We start from the raw sequence: 15,280 nt of genomic DNA, 5'->3' as shown, positions 1-15,280 counted from the left end.
GATACCGGGCCCGGCGCCTTGCATCCCGTCTCCACGGCCGCATCTGCAGGCTATTCGCCGGCCCGGCGCCGGGCCTCACGTTTCCAGGAGCTTCCATTCCCATGCGCATGGACAAACTCACCTCGCGCTTCCAGCAAGCGCTGTCCGACGCCCAGTCGCTGGCCGTGGGCCGCGACCACAGCGTCATCGAACCGGCGCACCTGCTCGCTGCGCTGATCGACCAGCAGGGCGGCGGCACGCGCCCGCTGCTCACCCAGGCCGGCGTGAACGTGCCGCTGCTGCGCGAACGCCTCGGCGAAGCGCTCGACAAATTGCCGAAGGTCTCCGGCCAGGCCGGCAACGTCAGCGTCTCCAACGACCTGGCGCGTTTGCTCAACGTCACCGACAAGCTCGCGCAGCAGAAGGGCGATGCGTTCATCGCGAGCGAGTTGTTCCTGCTGGCCGCCATCGATGACAACGGCGACGCCGGCCGCGCGCTGAAGGCCGCGGGCGCGACCAAGCAGAAACTCGACGCCGCCATCGACGCGATGCGCGGCGGCGAGAAAGTGCAGGACGAAAACGCCGAAGACCAGCGCCAGGCGCTGGCGAAGTACACGATCGACCTCACCACGCGCGCCGAGTCCGGCAAGCTCGATCCGGTGATTGGCCGCGACGAGGAAATCCGCCGCACCATCCAGGTCCTGCAGCGCCGCACGAAGAACAACCCCGTGCTGATCGGCGAGCCGGGCGTGGGCAAGACCGCGATCGTCGAAGGCCTGGCGCAACGCATCATCAACGGCGAAGTGCCCGAAGGATTGAAGGGCAAGCGCGTGCTGTCGCTCGACATGGGCGCGCTGATCGCCGGCGCGAAGTTCCGCGGCGAATTCGAGGAGCGCCTGAAGGCCGTCCTCAACGACCTGGCGAAGAACGAAGGCCAGATCATTCTGTTCATCGACGAGCTGCACACGATGGTCGGCGCGGGCAAGGCCGAAGGTGCGATGGATGCCGGCAACATGCTCAAGCCCGCGCTCGCGCGCGGCGAACTGCATTGCATCGGCGCCACCACGCTCGACGAATACCGCAAGTACGTCGAGAAGGACGCTGCGCTGGAGCGCCGTTTCCAGAAAGTGTTCGTCGGCGAGCCGAGCGTGGAAGACACCATCGCGATCCTGCGTGGTTTGAAGGAGCGCTATGCGGTGCACCACGGCGTGGAGATCACCGATCCCGCGATCGTCGCCGCGGCCACGCTGTCGCATCGCTACATCGCCGACCGCCAGTTGCCCGACAAGGCCATCGACCTGATGGACGAAGCGGCCTCGCGCATCCGCATGGAGATCGATTCCAAGCCGGAGGAACTGGATCGCAAGGAACGCCGCCTCATCCAGCTGAAGATCCAGCGCGAAGCCCTGAAGAAGGAAAAGGACGCCGAATCGAAGCAGCGCCTGGCGGACCTGGAAGACGAGATCGCGCGCCTGGAGCGCGAGTTCAACGATCTCGAGGAAGTGTGGAAGGCCGAGAAGGCCACGCTGCAGGGCGCAACCAAACTCAAGGAACAGATCGAGCAGGCCAAGCTCGAACTGGAAGCGGCGCAGCGCAAGCAGGACTTCGCGAAGATGAGCGAAATCCAGTACGGCCGCATCCCGGAACTGGAAAAACAATTGCAGGCCGCGCAGGAAGCCGAATCGAAGGGCTTCACGCTGCTGCAGGACAAGGTGACCGCCGAAGAAATCGCCGAAGTCGTGTCGCGCTGGACGGGCATCCCCGTCAGCAAGATGCTCGAAGGCGAGCGCGAGAAGCTGCTGAAGATGGAAGAACAGCTGCAGAAGCGCGTCATCGGCCAGGCCGAAGCGGTGCGCGCGGTGTCCGATGCGATCCGCCGTTCGCGCGCGGGGCTGAGCGATCCCAATCGCCCGAATGGGTCGTTCCTGTTCCTCGGCCCCACGGGCGTGGGCAAGACGGAACTCACGAAGGCGCTCGCGGATTTCCTGTTCGATTCGTCGGACGCGATGGTGCGCATCGACATGAGCGAGTTCATGGAGAAGCACTCGGTCGCGCGCTTGATCGGCGCGCCCCCGGGCTATGTCGGGTACGAAGAAGGCGGCTATCTCACCGAAGCGGTGCGTCGCCGCCCGTACAGCGTGATCCTGCTCGATGAAGTCGAGAAGGCGCATCCGGACGTGTTCAACATCCTGCTGCAGGTGCTCGACGACGGGCGCCTGACGGACGGGCAGGGGCGCACGGTCGATTTCCGCAACACGGTGATCGTGATGACGTCCAACCTGGGCTCGCAGATGATCCAGGAGCTGTATTCCGACGACTCGGCCGAGAGCTACACGCAGATGAAGGCCGCCGTGATGGGCGCGGTGCAGGCGCACTTCCGCCCGGAGTTCATCAACCGGCTCGACGACATCGTGGTCTTCCATCCGCTGTCGAAGGCGCAGATCCGCGAGATCGCCCGCATCCAGACGCAGTACCTGGACAAGCGCCTGGCCGAGCGCGGGATCCGCATCGAGATCGGCGATTCGGCGCTGCAGCTGCTGGGCAACGTCGGCTTCGACCCGGTCTACGGCGCGCGGCCGCTCAAGCGGGCGATCCAGCAGCAGCTGGAGAATCCGCTGGCGACGAAGATCCTGGGCGGGGAGTTCGGGAGCGGGGATTCCATCGTCGTCGAGGCGGAGGGCGGGCACCTGGTGTTCCGGAAAGCCTGAATGGCGGGACCGGGGACAGGGACCGGGGACCAGGGGGAAGCAAGAGCTGTCAAACTGCGCCCCCGCTTTTCCCCGGTCCCTGGTCCCCAGTCCCCGGTCCCGGCTCCTCTAGAATTCCGCCCCCATGATTTCCTTCCGCAATTTCGCTCTCCGCCGCGGCGAGCGCCTCCTCCTGTCCGATGTCGACCTCACCCTGCACGCCGGCTGGCGCGTGGGCGTGGTCGGCCGCAACGGCACGGGCAAGACCTCGTTGTTCGCCGCCCTGATGGGCGAGGTGGAGCCGGACAAGGGCGACCTGGACCTGCCCGGCAAGGCGCGCATCGCCTGGGTGGCGCAGGAAACCCCGTCGCTCCCGGATTCGGCGATCGACTTCGTGCTGTCCGGCGACCAGGCCGTGCACGACGCGATCCAGATGGAAGCCAACGCGTTCGCGAACGAAGACTGGGAAGCGGTCGCGGTGGCGCACCACAAGCTCGAAGAGTTGAACGGCTACGACGCCACCGCGCGCGCGGGCCGGTTGCTGCATGGCCTGGGCTTCCCCGCGGAAACGCATTCGAAGGCGGTGTCCGACTTCTCCGGCGGCTGGCGCGTGCGCCTCAACGTCGCGCGCGCGCTGATGACGCCGAGCGACCTGCTGCTGCTCGACGAACCGACGAACCACCTCGACCTCGACGCCGTGCTGTGGCTCGAACAGTGGCTGCTGCGTTATCCCGGCACGCTGCTGGTGATCTCGCACGACCGCGAGTTCCTCGACAACATCACCACGCACACGCTGCACCTGCACGAAGGCCGCGCGAAGCTCTACACCGGCGACTACACCGCGTTCGAGCGCCAGCGCGCCGAACAGCTGCGCCAGCAGCAGATCGCGCACGAGAAGGAACAGATCGAACGCGCGCACCTGCAATCCTTCATCGATCGCTTCAAGGCCAAGGCCAGCAAGGCCAAGCAGGCGCAGTCGCGCATGAAGCGCCTGGCGAAGCTGTCGGGCACCGAGGCGGTGCGCGCCGAGCGTTCGCTGCGCATCGAATTCCCCGCGCCGCAGCGCCTGCCGAATTCGCTCGTGCGTTTGAACCACGTCGATGCCGGCTATGGCGACGTGCGCATCCTGCGCGACGTGGGCTTCGGCCTCGAAGCGGGCGATCGCGTCGGCTTGCTCGGCCCGAACGGCGCGGGTAAATCGACGCTGGTGAAGACGCTGGTCGGCGAGTTGCCGTTGATCGACGGCGAACGCAACGCGCATCCCGACATGCGCATCGGCTACTTCGCGCAGCACACGGTCGAATCGCTGATGGCGGGGCAGACGCCCATCGATCATTTGCGCAAGGTGGCGGGCGACCTGCCGACGCAGCAGTTCCGCGATTTCCTCGGCAAGTGGAATTTCCCCGGCGACCGCGCGTTCGAATCGATCGACGGGTTCTCCGGCGGCGAGAAGGCGCGCCTGGCGCTCGCGATGATCGCGTTCAAGCAACCGAACGTGCTGCTGCTCGACGAACCGACGAATCACCTGGACCTCGACATGCGCGAAGCGCTGGCCGAAGCGCTCAGCGATTTCGACGGTGCGATCGTGCTCGTCTCGCACGACCGCCACTTGATCGGCCTGGTGTGCGACACCTTCGTGCGCGTGGCCGACGGCAAGGTGGAAGCCTTCGACGGCGACCTGGACGAATACGCCGCGTGGCTGCGTTCGCGCCCGGGCAGCGAATCGGCGAAGGCCGACAAGCAGGCCAAGGCCGCGCCGGCCCCCGCGCCCGCACCGGTCAAGAAGCCCGCCGGCAAGACCAATCCGCACGCGTTGGCGAAGGCCGAAGCGCGCGTGGCGGACCTGGAATCGCGCATCGCGACGTTGGATTCCAGCCTCGCCGACCCCAAGGTGTATGCCGACGCGGCGAAGGCCGCCGACCTGGGCCGCCAGCAGGCCCAGTTGCGCGAAGACCTCGCGCGCGCCGAAGCCGATTTGCTCGCCCTCTACGAAACCGCCTGATACGCCATGCCCATCTACGCCTTCGAATGCACGTCCTGCGGCCACGAGTTCGATCGCCTGCAGAAGATGTCCGACCCCGACCCGAGCGCCTGCCCGAAGTGCGAGACCGATGCGGTGAAGCGCCAGCTCACCGCGCCGTCGTTCCGCCTGTCCGGCAGCGGCTGGTACGAGACGGACTTCAAGAAGGACGGCGACAAGAAGCGCAACCTCGTCGAAGGTGCGCCGAAGCCGGTGGCGGACGCGAAGCCGGCGGAGAGCAAGCCCGCGGAATCCAAGCCGGCCGAATCCAAACCGGTGCCGAAGGCCGACTAGGCCGCGACATCCTCCGACCACTGCACGATCCGGTTCCGCCCGTTGCGCTTGGCGTTGAGCAACGCCAGGTCCGCGCGATGCAGCAGGTCCGACAGCGTTTCCCCGGGCTGCCACTCCGCGATGCCCACGCTCGCGGTGCACGCGTGGCCTTCCACCGCGATCTCCCCGATATCGGCGCACACCGACTGCAGCAGTTGTTCCGCTTCCGCCATCCGCAGCCCCGGCAGCAGCATCGCGAACTCCTCGCCGCCGAGCCGCCCGATCAAGCGGCCGTGGCCTTCCAGCTCCAGCAGGCGCCGCGCCACCGCGACCAATAGCTGGTCGCCGATGCGATGCCCGCCCTGGTCGTTCACGCGCTTGAAGTGGTCCAGGTCGATGAAGCACGCCGCCAGGTGCTGGCCCAGGCGCATGTGCGAGAGCATCAGCTCGCCCGTTTCGATGAAATGGCGGCGGTTGAGCGTGGAGGTGAGGGCATCCAGGCGCGCGCGTTCGGCCAGCTCTTCCTCGGCCAGGAAGTAGTTGCGGCGCGCGTGGTCGACGGTGGCGTGCATCGCCATCGCCACGATCCCGCCGCCGAGCGCCTGCACCCCGTAGGCCAGCCACACCGTGCTGCCGGCATGTGCGTGCCACAGCGCGAGCGCGCCGGAGAGGTATCCGAGCAGGATCGCCATCATCACCGTGGAGTTGCGCGCCCAGAACGGCGCGGTGACCAGCGGCGTGGCCACGAACATCGGCAGCAGCAGGCCCACGCCCCCGTGCCCGGGCCGCGTGCTCATCGCGCAGGACACCAGGAACAGGGTCTGCAGCGCCACGCCACCGGCGGCGAAGAGGTTGGCGTCGTGCAGGGTGCGCATCCACAGCGCCACCGCCGTCAGCACGACCAGCCCCACGTAGAGCAGCGGATCGTGCAGCCAGTCCGACAGCGGCGCGGGCATCAGCAGGGCCTGCAGCGCGACGAACAGGAACAGCAGCACGGGCGCCAGCAGCACCAGGCGGCGCAGGCGTTGCCGCTGCCAACCGAACATGCGCTGGACGTAGGCGGCCTCGCGATCCCGCGGAAACTCCATCCCTCTCCCCAAAAATGCCCGCCTTCGAGAAGCCTAACGGCCGAAAGACCCCCATTCCGGCCGTGCATCGGACCGATGCTCCCCGCGCCCCTCGGCTAAAATGCCCGGCCTCCCGGTTCGGACCCCCCCATGCGTACCCATTTCTGCGGCCTCGTCGACGAGGCGCTGGTCGGACAGACCGTCACCCTGTGCGGCTGGGCGGACGTCGCCCGCGACCTCGGCGGCCTGTGCTTCATCGACCTGCGCGACCACGAAGGCATCGTGCAGGTGGTCGCCGAACAGGCCGACGTCGCCGGCAATGCCGAAGTCGTCGAAGCCGCCGCGAAGGTGGGCTACGAGGATTGCCTGCGCATCACCGGCACCGTGCGCCGCCGTTCCAGCGTCAACCCCAAGCTCCGCACGGGCCAGGTGGAAGTGGTGGCGACGAAGATCGAGCTGTTGAACAAGGCCGAGCCGCTGCCGTTCCACGCGCACGAAAACCCGGGCGAAGACATCCGCCTGAAGTACCGCTACCTCGACATGCGCCGCCCGGAGATGCAGCAGATGATGCGCACGCGCATCCGGCTGGTGCAGTCGCTGCGCCGCTGGCTCGATGCGCGCGGGTTCCAGGACATCGAAACGCCGATCCTGACGAAGGCCACGCCCGAAGGCGCGCGCGATTTCCTGGTGCCGGCGCGCATGCATCCCGGCGAGTTCTACGCGTTGCCGCAGTCGCCGCAGCTGTTCAAGCAGATCCTGATGATGGCGGGCTTCGACCGCTACTACCAGATCGCGCGCTGCTTCCGCGACGAAGCGCTGCGCGCCGATCGCCAGCTGGAATTCACGCAGCTCGACATGGAGTTCGCGTGGGTGTCCGAGCGCGACGTGCAGGACACCGTGGAAGACATGATCCGCGTCGTGTTCCGCGAAGTGATGAACGTCGAACTGGCCAACCCGTTCCCGCGCATGACGTACGAAGAAGCCATGCGCCGCTACGGGTCGGACAAGCCGGACCTGCGCATCGCGATGGAATTCACCGACATCGCCGAGCTGGTGAAGACCTGCGAGTTCAAGGTGTTCACCGATTGGGCGAACCACGCCGACGGTCGCGTCGTGGCCTTGCGCACGCCGGGCGGCGCGCAGTTCTCGCGCAAGCAGATCGACGACTACGCCGCGCACGCCGCCAAGTACGGCGCGAAGGGCCTGGCATGGATGAAGCTCGACGAGACCGGCGCGATCAATTCGCCGATCGCCAAGTTCCTCGACGACGCCACGCAGAAAGCGATCCTCGACGCGACCGGTGCCAAGCCGGGCGATGCGATCTTCTTCGGCGCGGCCACGTACAAGAGCGCGTCGGACTTCATGGGCGCGCTGCGCCTGAAGCTCGGCAAGGACCTCGGCCTCGTCGCCGACGGTTGGGCGCCGCTGTGGGTCACCGACTTCCCGATGTTCGAGTGGGACGACGAAGAAAACCGCTTCGTCGCGCTGCACCACCCGTTCACCGCGCCGGCCGTGGACAGCATCGACGACCTGCGCGCGAACGCGAAGACCGCGGTCTCGCGCGGCTACGACATGGTGCTCAACGGCAACGAGATCGGTGGCGGTTCCATCCGCATCCACAACTCGGCGATGCAGTCGGCGGTGTTCGAACTGCTCGGCATCGGCGCGGAAGAAGCGGAAGGCAAGTTCGGCTTCCTGCTCGACGCGCTGAAGTACGGCGCGCCGCCGCACGGCGGCATCGCGTTCGGCATCGACCGCATCGCCGCGCTGATGGCGGGCACGGAATCGATCCGCGACGTCATCGCGTTCCCGAAGACCACCACCGCGCAGTGCCTGATGACCGGCGCGCCGTCGCCGGTGCCGGACAAGCAACTCGCCGAAGTGCACGTGTCGGTGCGCGAGAAGCCCGCGACGTGAGCGCGGTGGCGAGCGAAGTCGTGATCCGCCGCGCCACGCCCGACGACGCGCAGGCGTGGTCGGTGCTGGCCGAACGCGCGTTCGTGGAAGCGTTCGGGCACCTGTATCCGCCGGCGGACCTCGCGCAGTTCCTGCACGACAGCTATTCGGTCGACGTGCATCGCAAGTACCTCACCGATCCCGCGTGCGCCGTGTGGCTGGCCGAACGCGACGGCGAAGCGGTGGGCTACGCGCTCGCCGGTCGCCCGTGCACGTTGCCGCACGCGGACGTGAAGCCCGAGGACGGCGAGCTCAAGCGCATCTACCTGTTGCCGTCCGCGCAGAACGGCGGCACGGGCAGCCGCCTGATCCACACCGCGTTCGACTGGCTGGAGAAAGACGGCCCGACGACGTTGTGGATCGGTGTGTGGTCGCAGAACTTCGGTGCGCAGCGCTTCTACCAGCGCCTGGGCTTCGAGCAAGTGGGCAACTACGAATTCCTGGTCGGCAGCGTGCGCGATCCGGAATTCATCCTGCGGCGCGGCCCGAAGGCGTGAGCCCCGACGGCGCCGGCAAGCCGCGCGTCCTCCTGCTGCACGGGCTGTGGATGCCCGGCATGGCGATGCACTGGCTCGCCGGGCGCCTGCAGGCGGCGGGGTTCGACACCGAAATCTTTTCGTACGCCAGCGTCGCCGACGGCCCGGACCTCGCGGTGCCGCGCCTGATCGAAACCATCGGCGAACGCGACACCCATATCGTCGCGCACAGCCTGGGCGGCCTGATCGCCTTGCAGGCCCTGCACGACGCACCGCACCTGCCGGTGCGCCGCATCGTATGCCTGGGCGCGCCGCTCGGCGGCAGCGGCGCGGCGGCCGGGGTGCTGCGCTTCCCGATGTCCACGATGCTGCTCGGGCGCAGCGCAGCACTCCTGCGCACGGGGTTCCCCAGCTGGAACGGGCAGGCCGAGCTCGGCGTGGTCGCCGGCCGCGCGCCCCACGGGCTGGGCCGGTTCTTCGGCCATTTCGACGGGGACCACGACGGCACGGTCGCCATCGCCGAAACGCAGTTGCCGGGTCTGGCCGACCACGTGGTGGTGGATGCCAGCCACAGCGGCCTGCTCGTGTCGCACGCCGCGGCGGACCAGGCGGTGGCGTTCCTGCGCACGGGACGCTTCACCCACGAGTAGAATCTGCGCCCCCGCACCAGTCGCAGATCAGGTTCCCCATGGGTCGTGGCCCTTCCATCGAAGCCCGCAAGAACGCCGTCGATGCCCAGCGCGGCAAGATCTTCACCAAGGTGATCCGCGAGATCGGCGTCGCCGCGCGTGCCGGCGGCGGTGATCCGGCGACCAACCCGCGCCTGCGCGCGGGCATCGATCGCGGCCTGTCGGTGAACATGTCCAAGGACGTCATCGAGCGCGCGATCAAGAAGGCCACCGGCGAACTGGAAGGCGTGAGCTACGAGGAAATCCGCTACGAGGGCTACGCCCCGGGCGGCGTCGCGGTGATCGTGGACTGCCTGACGGACAACAAGGTCCGCACCGTGGCCGACGTGCGCCATGCGTTCGGCAAGTTCGGCGGCAACCTGGGCACCGATGGCTCGGTGGCCTTCATGTTCAAGAAGGTGGGCGTGCTGTCGTTCGCCGCGGGCTCGGACGAAGACCGCATCACCGAAGCGGCGATCGACGCCGGCGCCGACGACGTGGTGGTCTATCCCGACGACGGATCCATCGACGTGCTCACCGCGCCGGACGCCTTCGACGTGGTCAAGGCCGCGATGGAAGGCACGGGTTTCAAGCCCGACATCGCCGAAGTGACGATGCGCGCCGACAACGACATCGCCGTCTCCGGCGAAACCGCCCAGCAGGTGGTCAAGCTGCTGCGCTGGCTGGAAGACCTGGACGACGTCCAGAACGTCTACTCGAACGCCGACCTCGGCGCCGACGCATACGCGGCGTAGACTCGAGCGCGTGACCCGCATCCTCGGCATCGACCCCGGTTCCCAGCGCACCGGCGTCGGCGTGATCGACGTCGACGCGACGGGGCGTTGCACGTTCGTCCATGCCGAAGCCCTGGTGCTGCTGGACGCCGCGGATTTCCCCGCGCGCCTGGGCAAGTTGTGCGAAGGCCTCGAAGCGCTGATCGATGCGTGGCGGCCGGACGAAGTGGCCATCGAAACCGTCTTCATGGACAAGAACGCGAGCTCGGCGCTGAAGCTGGGGCACGCGCGCGGCGCGGCGCTGGCTACCGTGGTGCGCCGCCACCTGGCCGTGCATGAATACGCCCCGCGCCTGATCAAGCAATCGCTGGTCGGCCGCGGCGCGGCGGAAAAAGGCCAGGTGCAGCACATGGTGCGCCTGTTGCTGAAGCTGCCCGACGTGCGCCTGCAGGCCGACGCCGCCGATGCGCTCGCGGTCGCACTCACCCACGCACACATGAGCGCGACCGCGTTGCGCGCCGGCGCGAGCATCGCGCTGCTGCGTCGTCGCTGACCCATCCTGGAGCCACGCCTTGATCGGACGCCTGAAGGGAATCCTCGTGCACAAGCAGCCGCCGTGGCTGGTCGTGGACGTCAACGGCGTGGGCTACGAGCTCGAAGCGCCGATGAGCACGTTCTACGACCTGCCGGACGTCGGGCGCGAAGTCGCGTTGTTCACGCACTACGCACAGAAGGAAGACAGCGTGTCGCTGTACGGCTTCCTGCGCGAAGGCGAGCGCCGCCTGTTCCGCGACGTGCAGCGGGTGAGCGGCATCGGCGCGAAGATCGCGCTGGCCGTGCTGTCCGGCACCAGCGTCGACGAGTTCGCGCGCCTGGTGCAGACCAGCGACGTGACGGCCCTGACCCGCATCCCCGGCATCGGCAAGAAGACCGCCGAGCGCATGGTGGTCGAGCTGCGCGACCGCGCGGCCGACTTCGGCGGGGGCGGCGGGCCGATCGGGGGCAGCGTGCCGGCCGATCCCATGTCCGAAGCCGTCGTGGCCCTGCAGCAACTGGGTTACAAGCCGGCCGAAGCCGTCCGCATGGCGCGCGACGCCGCGGCCGCCGGGGACGAGGCCGCCACCATCATCCGCAAGGCGCTAAAGTCCGCGCTCCGCTGAGCCCCGGGTCCATGGCCGACACCTCTTCCAAAGCGTCCGACAACGCGCACGCGTCGCATGGCCACGGTCGCACGGGCCTGCTGGGCCTGGCCGTGGGCGCGATCGGCGTGGTCTTCGGCGACATCGGCACCAGCCCGCTGTACACGCTGAAGGAAGCGTTCTCGCCGCACTACGGGCTCACCGCCAACCACGACACGGTGCTCGGCATCCTGTCGCTGGTGTTCTGGGCGCTGATGATCGTGGTGACGCTGAAGTACGTCACGATCATCATGCGCGCCGACAACGAAGGCGAGGGCGGCATCATGGCCCTGATGGCGCTGGCGCAGCGCACGTTGCCGCGCAATTCGCGCTCGGCGTACGCCGTCGGCATCCTCGGCATCTTCGGTGCGTCGCTGTTCTTCGGCGATGGCGTGATCACGCCGGCGATCACCACGCTGTCGGCGATCGAAGGCATCACCATCGTCGCGCCCAAGCTGCACACCTGGATCGTGCCGATCACGCTCGCGGTGCTGGTGCTGCTGTTCGGCACGCAGCGCTACGGCACGCAGCGCGTCGGGCGCGTGTTCGGGCCGGTGATGCTGGTGTGGTTCGTGTCGCTGGCGGCGATCGGCGTGATGAACATCCGCCACAACCCCGAAGTCTTCCACGCGATCAATCCGTGGTGGGGCATGCAGTTCTTCATGACGCACGGCACGCACGCGATCTTCATCCTCGGCGCGGTGGTGCTGGCCGTCACCGGCGGCGAGGCGCTGTACGCCGACATGGGCCACTTCGGCGCGCGGCCGATCCGGCATGCGTGGTACTGGTTCGTCCTGCCCGCGCTGATGCTCAACTACATGGGGCAGGGCTCGCTGCTGTTGCTGGATCCGGCGATGGCGCGCAATCCCTTCTACCTGGGCGTGCCCGACTGGGCGCGCATCCCGATGATCGGGCTGGCCACCGCCGCGGCGGTGATCGCATCGCAGGCCGTGATCACCGGGGCGTACTCGGTGGCGCGCCAGGCGATGCAGCTGGGTTACATCCCGCGCATGCGCATCCAGCACACGTCCAAGGACACGATCGGGCAGATCTACATCCCGTGGATCAACTGGATCCTGATGCTGGCGGTGATCGCCCTCGTCCTGATGTTCCGCAGCTCCACCGCATTGGCCTCGGCGTACGGCGTGTCGGTGTCCGGCACGATGCTGATCGACACCCTGCTGCTGTTCCTGGTCGCGCGCGCGATGTGGCCGAAGGCGCGCCGCTGGGTGCTGCCGCTGTGCATCCTGTTCGGCATCATCGACACCGCGTTCCTGGTCGCCAACGGCGTGAAGTTCCTCGACGGCGCGTGGTTCCCGGTGGTGCTGGCGATCGTGGTGTTCACCGTGCTGCGCACCTGGCGCCGCGGGCGCACGCTGCTGTACGACGAAATCGTCAAGGACGGCATCCACATCGATACCTTCCTGCCGGGCCTGATGCTGGCGCCCCCCACGCGCGTGCCGGGCACCGCGATCTTCCTCACCGGGCAGTCGGGCATCATCCCGCATGCGCTGCTGCACAACCTCAAGCACAACAAGGTGCTGCACGAGACCAACGTGTTCCTGACGGTGGAGACGCTCAACGTGCCCACCGCGCCGAAGGACAAGCGCCTGAAGATGGAGCCCATCGGCGACGACTTCTATCGCGTGACGGTGCGCTTCGGCTTCATGGAAACGCCGGACGTGCCGCTGGCGCTGATGCGCTCGTGCGACGCCGGCGGCGGCATCCCGTTCGACCCGATGGACACCACGTATTTCGCCAGCCGCGAGAACGTGGTGGCGGGGCGCCATCGCGGCATGCCGATCTGGCGCGACCGCCTGTTCGCCTTCATGCACCGCAATGCGGCGCCGGCGACGGGCTTCTTCCGGATCCCGGGCAACCGGTTGGTGGAGTTGGGGGCGCAGGTCGAGATCTGATCCGCCCTGCGCGCCGGTGTCGTTGCCGGCCTTCCGTGCCACCATAGGCGCATGACCGAGGACCGCATCATCACCGCCGGGGCCACCCGCGAAGACGAGGCCGTCGAAGCCTCCATCCGCCCGAAGAAACTCTCGGAATACCTCGGCCAGGCGCCCGTCCGCGAGCAGATGCAGATCTACATCGAGGCGGCCAAGGCCCGCGGCGAAGCGCTGGACCACGTGCTGATCTTCGGGCCCCCCGGCCTGGGCAAGACCACGCTCTCGCACGTGATCGCCAACGAACTCGGCGTCGGCCTGCGCCAGACGTCCGGCCCCGTGATCGAGAAGGCCGGCGACCTCGCCGCGCTGCTGACCAACCTGCAGCCGCACGACGTGCTGTTCGTCGACGAGATCCATCGCCTCTCGCCCGCGATCGAAGAAGTGCTGTATCCGGCGATGGAGGATTTCCAGATCGACATCATGATCGGCGAAGGCCCCGCGGCCCGTTCGATCAAGCTCGACCTGCCACCGTTCACCCTCATCGGCGCCACCACGCGCGCGGGACTGCTCACCGCGCCGCTGCGCGACCGCTTCGGCATCGTGCAGCGGCTGGAGTTCTACACGCCGGAAGAACTCACGCGCATCGTGCGCCGCTCCGCGTCGATCCTCGGCATCGCCTGCGAAGCCGACGGCGCGGCGGAAATCGCCAACCGCGCGCGCGGCACGCCCCGCATCGCCAACCGGCTGCTGCGGCGCGTGCGCGACTTCGCGCAGGTGCGCGCGCAGGGCCACATCGACCGCAAGGTGGCCGATGACGCGATGAAGATGCTGAAGGTGGACCCGCAGGGCTTCGACGAACTCGACCGCCGCATGCTGCGCACCATCATCGACTCGTTCGACGGCGGCCCCGTCGGCGTGGAATCGCTGGCCGCCGCGCTCAGCGAAGAACGCGGCACGCTCGAGGACGTGATCGAGCCCTACCTCATCCAGCAGGGCTATCTCATCCGCACCGCGCGCGGCCGCATGGCCTCGGCGAAGGCCTATCGCCACCTCGGGCTGCGCCCGAAAACCGGCGCGCGCGAAGACCTGTTCGCCGAAGCCGAACGCACGTTGCCCGATGATGCAAGCGAAAGTTGAGCCTGTGTTCAGTTGGCCGACACGGGTGTATTGGGAGGATACCGACGCCGGTGGGGTGGTCTACCACGCGCAATACCTGGCGTTCCTCGAACGCGCACGCACCGAATGGATGCGCGCGCAGGGGCATGGCCAGGATGTCCTGCGCACGCAGCACGACCTCGTGTTCGCGGTGCGGGCCATGCGCATCGACTTCCGACTGCCGGCGCGCCTGGATGATGCGTTGCAGGTTTCCGTCTCGCTGGTGCAATGCCGCCGCGCGAGCCTGGTGATCGCGCAGTCCATCCGGTGCGGCGACACCCTGTTGCTCGATGCGGAAGTGCGCGTGGCTGCGCTGTCCGCGGCGGGCTTCAAACCCCGACCCATCCCGCAACCGTTGTTCGAAGCACTGAACGCCCTCGTGGAGACCCCCGCATGACCGCCCTGCTCGCGATGCTCGCCACCGCCCCCGCCGCGACCACCCAGGCCCTGCCGGAAGATGCGCAGGCGCGCACCGTCGAACTCGCCGGGCAGGCCGCCGCCGGCGCCGCCCCGTCGGCCAACCTCGACCTGTGGCACCTGATCACGCACGCCAGCCTGCCCGTGCAGCTGGTGATGCTGTTGCTGCTGCTGGCCTCGGTGGCCTCGTGGGTCATCATCATCCGCAAGCAGCGCGTGCTCGCGCGCGCCGAACGCGAAGCGATCCATTTCGAAGAACGCTTCTGGTCGGGCGCCGAACTCTCCAAGCTCTACTCCGGCGCCACCGAGCGCGGCCGCGCCGCCGAAGGCATGGAAGCCGTGTTCGAAGCCGGCTTCCGCGAATTCAACCGCGTGCGCCAGCGCCGCGGCGCCGACGGGCGCATGCAGCTGGAAGGCGCGCAGCGCGCGATGCGCGCCACCACCTCGCGCGAACTCGATGGCATGGAACACAACCTGGAGTTCCTCGCCAACGTCGGTTCCATCAGCCCGTACGTCGGCCTGTTCGGCACGGTGTGGGGAATCATGATCGCGTTCCAGGGCCTGGCGAACATGAAGGAAGCGACGATCGCGCAGGTCGCGCCCGGCATTTCCGAAGCCCTCATCGCCACCGCGATGGGCCTGTTCGCCGCGATCCCGGCGGTGTGGGCCTACAACCGCTTCGCGACCAAGGTCGAACGCATCGCGACGCGCTACGACGCGTTCTCCGAAGAGTTCTCGTCGATCCTGCAGCGCCAGGCGCACGTCGACGAATAAG

14 protein-coding genes are annotated in these 15,280 nt (G+C 67.9%); 13 read left to right on the top strand and 1 reads right to left on the bottom strand.

Going from position 1 to position 15,280, the window contains the following annotated elements:
• Positions 1 to 101: 101 nt before the first annotated feature.
• The 3 genes from clpB (at position 102) to LYSCAS_RS03840 (ending at position 4,980) form a co-directional block, all read left to right on the top strand.
• Positions 102 to 2,687: an ATP-dependent chaperone ClpB gene (clpB, locus tag LYSCAS_RS03850; RefSeq protein WP_213435834.1), complete on the top strand. Its 2,586-nt coding sequence runs from the start codon at positions 102 to 104 to the stop codon at positions 2,685 to 2,687.
• 124 nt (positions 2,688 to 2,811) lie between these two features.
• The gene (locus tag LYSCAS_RS03845) at positions 2,812 to 4,668 is read left to right on the top strand and encodes an ABC-F family ATP-binding cassette domain-containing protein (RefSeq protein WP_213435831.1); all 1,857 of its coding nucleotides are present in this window, start codon (positions 2,812 to 2,814) and stop codon (positions 4,666 to 4,668) included.
• Positions 4,669 to 4,674: 6 nt separating this feature from the next.
• Positions 4,675 to 4,980 (top strand): FmdB family zinc ribbon protein, encoded by a 306-nt coding sequence (locus tag LYSCAS_RS03840; protein ID WP_213435829.1) that lies wholly within the window; start codon positions 4,675 to 4,677, stop codon positions 4,978 to 4,980.
• On the opposite strand, the gene LYSCAS_RS03835 is transcribed toward LYSCAS_RS03840, so the two are convergent.
• Positions 4,977 to 6,047 (bottom strand): GGDEF domain-containing protein, encoded by a 1,071-nt coding sequence (locus tag LYSCAS_RS03835; RefSeq protein WP_213435827.1) that lies wholly within the window; start codon positions 6,045 to 6,047, stop codon positions 4,977 to 4,979. The two genes, LYSCAS_RS03840 and LYSCAS_RS03835, sit on opposite strands and share 4 nt — an antisense overlap.
• A 129-nt stretch (positions 6,048 to 6,176) precedes the next feature.
• On the opposite strand from LYSCAS_RS03835, the gene aspS reads away from it, so the two are divergent.
• The 10 genes from aspS to tolQ are packed head-to-tail and all read left to right on the top strand — an operon-like array spanning position 6,177 to position 15,279.
• Positions 6,177 to 7,943, top strand: coding sequence for an aspartate--tRNA ligase (aspS, locus tag LYSCAS_RS03830; protein ID WP_213435826.1), 1,767 nt, complete (start codon positions 6,177 to 6,179; stop codon positions 7,941 to 7,943).
• A gap of 5 nt (positions 7,944 to 7,948) precedes the next feature.
• Positions 7,949 to 8,479: a GNAT family N-acetyltransferase gene (locus LYSCAS_RS03825; RefSeq protein ID WP_244858716.1), complete on the top strand. Its 531-nt coding sequence runs from the start codon at positions 7,949 to 7,951 to the stop codon at positions 8,477 to 8,479.
• A 50-nt stretch (positions 8,480 to 8,529) separates the two neighbouring features.
• On the top strand, positions 8,530 to 9,108 hold the full coding sequence (locus tag LYSCAS_RS03820) for an esterase/lipase family protein (RefSeq protein WP_213437562.1): 579 nt from the start codon (positions 8,530 to 8,532) through the stop codon (positions 9,106 to 9,108).
• A gap of 38 nt (positions 9,109 to 9,146) precedes the next feature.
• Positions 9,147 to 9,881 (top strand): YebC/PmpR family DNA-binding transcriptional regulator, encoded by a 735-nt coding sequence (locus LYSCAS_RS03815; protein ID WP_213435824.1) that lies wholly within the window; start codon positions 9,147 to 9,149, stop codon positions 9,879 to 9,881.
• A 10-nt stretch (positions 9,882 to 9,891) separates the two neighbouring features.
• Positions 9,892 to 10,413, top strand: a complete 522-nt coding sequence (gene ruvC, locus LYSCAS_RS03810) for a crossover junction endodeoxyribonuclease RuvC (protein WP_213435822.1) — start codon at positions 9,892 to 9,894, stop codon at positions 10,411 to 10,413.
• Between the two features lie 19 nt (positions 10,414 to 10,432).
• A complete protein-coding gene (gene ruvA, locus LYSCAS_RS03805) occupies positions 10,433 to 11,020 on the top strand; it encodes a Holliday junction branch migration protein RuvA (RefSeq protein ID WP_213435819.1) in 588 nt (195 codons plus the stop codon).
• An 11-nt stretch (positions 11,021 to 11,031) separates the two neighbouring features.
• Positions 11,032 to 12,954 carry a potassium transporter Kup gene (locus tag LYSCAS_RS03800; protein WP_213435817.1) on the top strand — a complete coding sequence of 641 codons (1,923 nt, stop codon included), beginning with the start codon at positions 11,032 to 11,034 and terminating at the stop codon, positions 12,952 to 12,954.
• A 51-nt stretch (positions 12,955 to 13,005) separates the two neighbouring features.
• Complete coding sequence (gene ruvB, locus LYSCAS_RS03795; RefSeq protein WP_213435815.1) at positions 13,006 to 14,070, top strand: Holliday junction branch migration DNA helicase RuvB; 1,065 nt, start codon at positions 13,006 to 13,008, stop codon at positions 14,068 to 14,070.
• On the top strand, positions 14,051 to 14,485 hold the full coding sequence (gene ybgC / locus LYSCAS_RS03790; RefSeq protein WP_407075155.1) for a tol-pal system-associated acyl-CoA thioesterase: 435 nt from the start codon (positions 14,051 to 14,053) through the stop codon (positions 14,483 to 14,485). The genes ruvB and ybgC overlap by 20 nt, the downstream gene beginning before the upstream one ends.
• The gene (tolQ, locus tag LYSCAS_RS03785; RefSeq protein WP_244858651.1) at positions 14,482 to 15,279 is read left to right on the top strand and encodes a protein TolQ; all 798 of its coding nucleotides are present in this window, start codon (positions 14,482 to 14,484) and stop codon (positions 15,277 to 15,279) included. Before ybgC ends, tolQ begins: the two co-directional genes overlap by 4 nt.
• Position 15,280: the final 1 nt, after the last annotated feature.

Origin of the sequence: Noviluteimonas caseinilytica (genome assembly GCF_018406605.1) — a bacterium.
GTDB lineage: Bacteria > Pseudomonadota > Gammaproteobacteria > Xanthomonadales > Xanthomonadaceae > Noviluteimonas > Noviluteimonas caseinilytica.
This window is presented reverse-complemented; position numbering and strand designations above follow the sequence as displayed.